Origin of the sequence: Mesorhizobium sp. M2A.F.Ca.ET.037.01.1.1, assembly GCF_003998075.1 — a bacterium.
Classification (GTDB): domain Bacteria; phylum Pseudomonadota; class Alphaproteobacteria; order Rhizobiales; family Rhizobiaceae; genus Mesorhizobium.
This window is the reverse complement of sequence record NZ_RZSA01000435.1, coordinates 1-5,188: the sequence shown is the minus strand read 5'-3', so window position 1 is coordinate 5,188 and position 5,188 is coordinate 1. Positions and strand designations below refer to the sequence as shown.

Annotated in this window: 7 protein-coding genes and 1 tRNA gene; 4 read left to right on the top strand and 4 right to left on the bottom strand. The window is 62.9% G+C overall.

Annotation, left to right across the window (positions count from 1 at the left end; translation table 11 throughout):
- Positions 1-120 precede the first annotated feature (120 nt).
- On the top strand, positions 121-291 hold the full coding sequence (locus tag EOA27_RS40790) for a hypothetical protein (RefSeq protein WP_167449170.1): 171 nt from the start codon (positions 121-123) through the stop codon (positions 289-291).
- Positions 292-360: 69 nt separating this feature from the next.
- On the opposite strand, the gene EOA27_RS20725 is transcribed toward EOA27_RS40790, so the two are convergent.
- The 3 genes from EOA27_RS20725 to EOA27_RS20715 form a co-directional block, all read right to left on the bottom strand.
- Positions 361-774 (bottom strand): VOC family protein, encoded by a 414-nt coding sequence (locus EOA27_RS20725; RefSeq protein WP_126082719.1) that lies wholly within the window; start codon positions 772-774, stop codon positions 361-363.
- A gap of 288 nt (positions 775-1,062) precedes the next feature.
- A tRNA-Val gene (locus EOA27_RS20720) sits at positions 1,063-1,137 on the bottom strand.
- Between the two features lie 128 nt (positions 1,138-1,265).
- Positions 1,266-1,946, bottom strand: coding sequence for a phosphoglycolate phosphatase (locus EOA27_RS20715; RefSeq protein WP_126082720.1), 681 nt, complete (start codon positions 1,944-1,946; stop codon positions 1,266-1,268).
- A 160-nt stretch (positions 1,947-2,106) separates the two neighbouring features.
- Between EOA27_RS20715 and rpiA the strand changes: the two genes are divergently transcribed.
- The 3 genes from rpiA (at position 2,107) to gor (ending at position 4,932) form a co-directional block, all read left to right on the top strand.
- The gene (rpiA, locus tag EOA27_RS20710; RefSeq protein WP_126082721.1) at positions 2,107-2,838 is read left to right on the top strand and encodes a ribose-5-phosphate isomerase RpiA; all 732 of its coding nucleotides are present in this window, start codon (positions 2,107-2,109) and stop codon (positions 2,836-2,838) included.
- Positions 2,825-3,424: a DUF2059 domain-containing protein gene (locus EOA27_RS20705; protein ID WP_126060949.1), complete on the top strand. Its 600-nt coding sequence runs from the start codon at positions 2,825-2,827 to the stop codon at positions 3,422-3,424. The genes rpiA and EOA27_RS20705 overlap by 14 nt, the downstream gene beginning before the upstream one ends.
- A 119-nt stretch (positions 3,425-3,543) precedes the next feature.
- Positions 3,544-4,932 carry a glutathione-disulfide reductase gene (gor, locus tag EOA27_RS20700; protein ID WP_126082722.1) on the top strand — a complete coding sequence of 463 codons (1,389 nt, stop codon included), beginning with the start codon at positions 3,544-3,546 and terminating at the stop codon, positions 4,930-4,932.
- Between the two features lie 44 nt (positions 4,933-4,976).
- On the opposite strand, the gene EOA27_RS20695 is transcribed toward gor, so the two are convergent.
- A partial coding sequence (locus tag EOA27_RS20695) for a magnesium transporter (RefSeq protein WP_145970444.1) occupies positions 4,977-5,188 on the bottom strand: 212 nt, incomplete at its 5' end.

Here is a 5,188-nt window from a genome sequence, read left to right as displayed (position 1 = left end):
CGTATGTGAAGGTGGTCACAGATACGCCAATGGGCCTGATTGCGAAAAATCGAAAACCGATCTATGGAGCGATCGGCCGAATTGAGGGCGGCCAGTCAACACATTGCACAAGGTCGCCCCATGCCCGATGCCTTCTCTCGCGTCATCGCCTTCCTTGCCGTGGTCACGGCCCTTTTGTTTGCCGGGCTGCACTTCCACCAGGGCCACATCATCGCCACGCTCTATTTCATGACCGGCGCAGTCCTGGTGACGGCGGTAACGCGCATGAATGTGAGACGGGGGCTGATTTAGGCGCCCGCGGCATTCGTGTCCGGCAACGTCAAGGCGTCATGACGACGCCGATCCGGCAACGTCAAGGCGTCATGACGACGCCGATGTCATTGCGGAGACGTCCATCCACATCGCGCCCACGGCATGACCATCGGGGTCGGCAAGGTCGCGAGTGTACATGAACCCATGATCTTCGACTGGATTGATGTCGGCCGTGCCGCCGTTAGCGGCCGCAGCGGCGGCCATTGCGTCGACGGCGTCGCGGCTGTCCAGAGAGAGCGCCAACATCACCTCGCTCGACGTTGATGGCGGGATCGGGCGCGTCGTCATCATCTGCCATTTTTCCCGGCTGAGCAGCATGAAGTTGATCTCTTCACTCCATACCATCCAGGCCGCGGCCTCATCGGGAAACTCAGGATTGTTCTTAAAACCAAGGGATTCGTAGAAAGCCCTGGACGCCTTCACGTCGGTAACTGGCAGGCTCACAAAGATCCTCTTGCTCATCGGTCATTCCTTCGTTGTCGAGATACCGGTCCCGGTGCCTCTTTGAAGACGCTTGACCGTCCGCCGAACCGACATGGCATCTTCACTTTTTCGAATTAACGGCTCCGCGCTTCGCGCCGACGGCCACCACTCAAACGATGCGGGGAGAACCTGGAACCTCGGCGTTCATCCAGTCCGGATTCTGCACTGAGCCGAGGTCAAAAAATCGCTGCGCGACAGTTGCGCTCCGGAGACATTCTCAAGAAATTGCTTGGAAGCTAAATCATCTAACCATTTCGGGAGGTTAGATGGTGGGCGATGCAGGGATTGAACCTGCGACCCCACCCGTGTGAAGGGTGTGCTCTCCCGCTGAGCTAATCGCCCGCCTGTGGCCCGAAGGCCGAAGCGAGCCGCGATATAAGGTAGGCGGGCGCGTGAAGTCAAGGCGATGTGCCGAGGTTATTCCGCGGTTTGATTTCTCTGATTTTCCGTCGGCGGGATTTGGCGCCGGCTCAGCGCGCCGCCGCGATCAGCCGTTCCGCCAGGTCCGGCGTCAGCGTGTCGAAATGCGAGATCACCAGGGTTGGTTCGAATTCGCTCACATGACGGTCGGTGTAGCCGAAATCGACCGCGACCACGGGAATTCCGGCTGCCTTGGCGGTGTCGATGTCGGTCTGCGAATCGCCGACCATCACGGCGCTGCTCGGATCGCCGCCGGCCAGCCGGATGGTCTCGGTGAGATGGCGCGGGTCGGGCTTGCGGAAGGCAAACGTATCCTGGCCGCAGATCGCGGCAAAATAGTCCGACATGCCAAGCGCGCCGATCAGCGTCGCGGAATTGGCTTCGTATTTGTTGGTGCAGACCGCCATCAGGTATCCGGCGGCCTGGAAACGGTCGAGCGCGGCGATTACGCCGGGGTAGGGGCGCGACTTTCCGGGAATGTTCAGTGTGTAATGGTCGAGGAAGAGCTTCAGCAGCCGGTCGTGCTCTTCGGCCATCAGCGCCTTGTTCTGCGCGGCATGCGCGCGTTCGATCATGACGCGGCCGCCATGGCCGACGAAGCGCCTGAAGCCGGCTTCGTCGACGGCGGCCAGATCACTCGCCGCCAGGCTGTGATTGAGGCTGTCGAGCAAGTCCGGCGCGGTGTCGACCAGCGTACCGTCGAGGTCGAAGACAATGATCGGGCGGGTCATGGGCGGTCCTGCGAAATTCTCGTTGCTGCAGCCGATACAGGCTGGTCAGGGTTCAAGCAAGAAGCCTCGATCGGTCCACAGAGCCTTTGACGAGGGAGCCTTTGACGGGACAGGCAAAAATGCTAGGAGGCGCGCGAAACCGGCGAAATCAGGGCTCCCCATGGATGCAAGGCAGTTGAAGGTCGAAGCCGCGCGGGCAGCGCTCGCCCATGTCGGCGACGGCATGCGGCTTGGCATCGGCACCGGCACCACGGCGGACGAGTTCGTGCGGCTGCTGGCCGAGAAGGTTGCGACCGGCCTCAAGATCATCGGTGTGCCGACTTCCGAGCGCACCGCGGCGCTCTGTCGCGAGCTGGGTGTGCCGCTGTCCACGCTCGAAGACACGCCGGAACTCGACCTTACCATCGACGGCGCCGACGAAATCGATCCGGACCTGACCTTGATCAAGGGCGGCGGCGGCGCGCTGCTGCGCGAGAAGATCGTCGCGGCCGCATCCGGGCGCATGATCGTGATCGCCGACAAGTCCAAGCTGGTCGGGACTCTCGGCCGCTTCCCGCTGCCGATCGAGGTCAACCAATTCGGCCTGCGCGCCACCGAGATCGCGGTTCGCGCCGCCGCGGCGAAGCTCGGCCTTTCCGGCCCGGTTACATTGAGGATGACGGGAAGCCAGCCATTTGTTACAGACGGCGGCCACTTTATCCTCGATGCATCTTTTGGCCGCATTCCGGATACAAGAGCGCTTTCGAATGCTCTCTTCGCCATTCCAGGCGTTGTCGAGCACGGTCTATTCATCGGGCTGGCGTCAACGGCCATCATCGCCGGCGGCGACGGTATCGAAACCGTCCATGTCGCCCGAAAACCAGGGAGTTCTATCGACCATGATGTTGCATAAACGGGTTCGCCGCCTTTCGATGTTTCTGGCGGCCTCGGCCGTCCTCGCGCTGTCCTCGCCGGTGTTTGCGCAGGATGTCAGCGAGTCGCACCTGAAGGCCGCGCGCGCGGCCGTCGCTGCGATCCATGCCACGGACTCGTTCGACAACATTCTGCCGCAGGCCGCTGCCGCGCTGGAGTCGCAGCTCATCCAGAAGAACCCCGACATGCAGGAATTGATCGGCAAGACCGTGACCGAGAAGGCGCTCGGCATGGCATCGCGGCGCGCCGACCTCGAAAAGGAAGCAGCGCTTGCCTATGCCAAGGTGTTTTCCGAGAAGGAGCTCAACGACATCGCCGCCTTCTACAGCTCCGATTCCGGAAAGAAGCTGCTGGACAGCGGCCCCGCGGTGACGCGTGACCTCGTGAAGGCTGCCGACATCTGGCAGAACGGCGTTGCCCGCGACCTCGCCCAGCAGGTAGGCGAGACGCTCGCCGCCGCCGCCAAGGCCGCGGCGCCGGCAGCGCCGGCTCCGGACGCCACCGCGCCGGCCGACAATTCCGCTCCGGCCGATGGCTCGGCGCCCGCCGACAATTCCGCGAACTGATCGGCTTCAATTCGGCCGTCGGCCGCTGGACCACAAAGCCCGGCTTTGCCCGGGCTTTTCTTTTGCCGCTTGGCAGCCTACCTGTGACCCGTCTTTCTCATCCCCAGGAGCCCACCACGATGGCCGGTTATGACTATGATCTGTTCGTCATCGGCGGCGGGTCCGGTGGGGTCAGGGCGGCCCGGGTGGCGGCGGCCCTCGGCAAGCGCGTCGCCATCGCCGAGGAATACCGCTTCGGCGGCACCTGCGTCATCCGCGGCTGCGTGCCGAAGAAGCTCTATGTCTATGCCTCGCAATTTCCAGAGCATTTCACTGATGCCGCCGGCTATGGCTGGACGGTGCCCGAGGCGAGCTTCGACTGGAAGACGCTGGTCGCCAACAAGGACAAGGAGATCGCGCGGCTCGAAGCGATCTACAAGAGGAATGTCGAGGGCTCAGGCGGCGAGACCTTCCACTCGCGCGCCGTGCTGGTCGACCCGCATTCCGTCTACCTGGTTGCCGAAGACCGCACCGTCAGCGCCGACCAGATCCTGATCGCCACCGGCGGCAGGCCGGCGCCGCATCCGGCGCTTTCGGGCCATGAGTACTGCATCTTCTCCAACGAGGCCTTCGATCTCAAGGAACTGCCAAAGGCGATCATGATCGAGGGCGGCGGATATATCGCCGTCGAGTTCGCCAACATTTTCCACGGCTTGGGCGTTGACACCACGCTGGTCTATCGCGGCCAGGAAATCCTCAGCCGCTTCGACATGGATCTGCGCCGCTCGCTGCATGAGACCATGGAGAAGAAGGGCATCAAGATTCTTTGCCCCGCGGTTTCGGAATGGGTGCGCAAGACGCCTGAAGGCAGGCTAGATGTGCTGCTGTCAAGCGGTCAGACCCTCACGGTCGACCAAGTCATGCTGGCGATCGGGCGCATTCCCAACACCGAGAATATGGGCCTGGAAGGCGTCGGCGTCGAACTCGGCAAGACGGGCGCGATCATGGTAGACCAATATTCGCGCACCAACATCGACAACATCTGGGCAATCGGCGACGTCACCCATCGCGTGCAACTGACGCCGGTCGCTATCCACGAGGCGATGTGCTTCATCGAGACCGCCTTCAAGGGCAATCCGACCGCGTCGGATCACGACACCATCCCGACCGCTGTATTCTCCCAGCCGGAGATTGGAACCGTCGGCCTGTCGGAGGACGACGCGGTCAAGCGCTTCCCCGATGTCGAGATCTATCGCGCGTCCTTCCGTCCGATGCGGCACACGCTGTCCGGCCGCGACGAGAAGATGCTGATGAAGCTGGTGGTCGACGGCGCGTCCAGGAAGGTGCTCGGCGCTCATATCCTGGGTCCCGATGCCGGCGAGATGGCGCAGCTGCTCGGCATCCCGCTGAAGGCGGGACTGACCAAGGACGATTTCGACCGCACCATGGCCGTGCATCCGACCGCGGCCGAGGAACTGGTCACGATGTACAAGCCGACCTACCGCGTGAAGAACGGCGAACGCGTTTGATTGCAGCTTTGGGGCCGCTGGCGACGCCAGCGACCCCAAGATTTTTAAAGCAGCGTGCCGCGCAGGATCACCAGCGCCACCGAGAAGTAGATCACCAGCCCGGTGACGTCGACCAGCGTGGCGACGAACGGCGCAGAGGCGCTTGCCGGGTCGAAGCCGATCCGCTTCAGCGCGAAAGGCAGCATCGATCCCGACAGTGAGCCGAAGGTGACGATGCCGATCAGCGCCGCGCCCACCGTCGCCGCGATCAGCATCC

Excerpts from the sequence above, each read along its gene's own strand:
- EOA27_RS20725 (WP_126082719.1), bottom strand. The coding sequence starts at position 774 with ATGAGCAAGAGGATCTTTGTGAGCCTGCCAGTTACCGACGTGAAGGCG.
- EOA27_RS40790 (WP_167449170.1), top strand. The coding sequence starts at position 121 with ATGCCCGATGCCTTCTCTCGCGTCATCGCCTTCCTTGCCGTGGTCACG.
- gor (WP_126082722.1), top strand. The coding sequence starts at position 3,544 with ATGGCCGGTTATGACTATGATCTGTTCGTCATCGGCGGCGGGTCCGGT.
- EOA27_RS20715 (WP_126082720.1), bottom strand. The coding sequence starts at position 1,946 with ATGACCCGCCCGATCATTGTCTTCGACCTCGACGGTACGCTGGTCGAC.
- EOA27_RS20705 (WP_126060949.1), top strand. The coding sequence starts at position 2,825 with ATGATGTTGCATAAACGGGTTCGCCGCCTTTCGATGTTTCTGGCGGCC.
- rpiA (WP_126082721.1), top strand. The coding sequence starts at position 2,107 with ATGGATGCAAGGCAGTTGAAGGTCGAAGCCGCGCGGGCAGCGCTCGCC.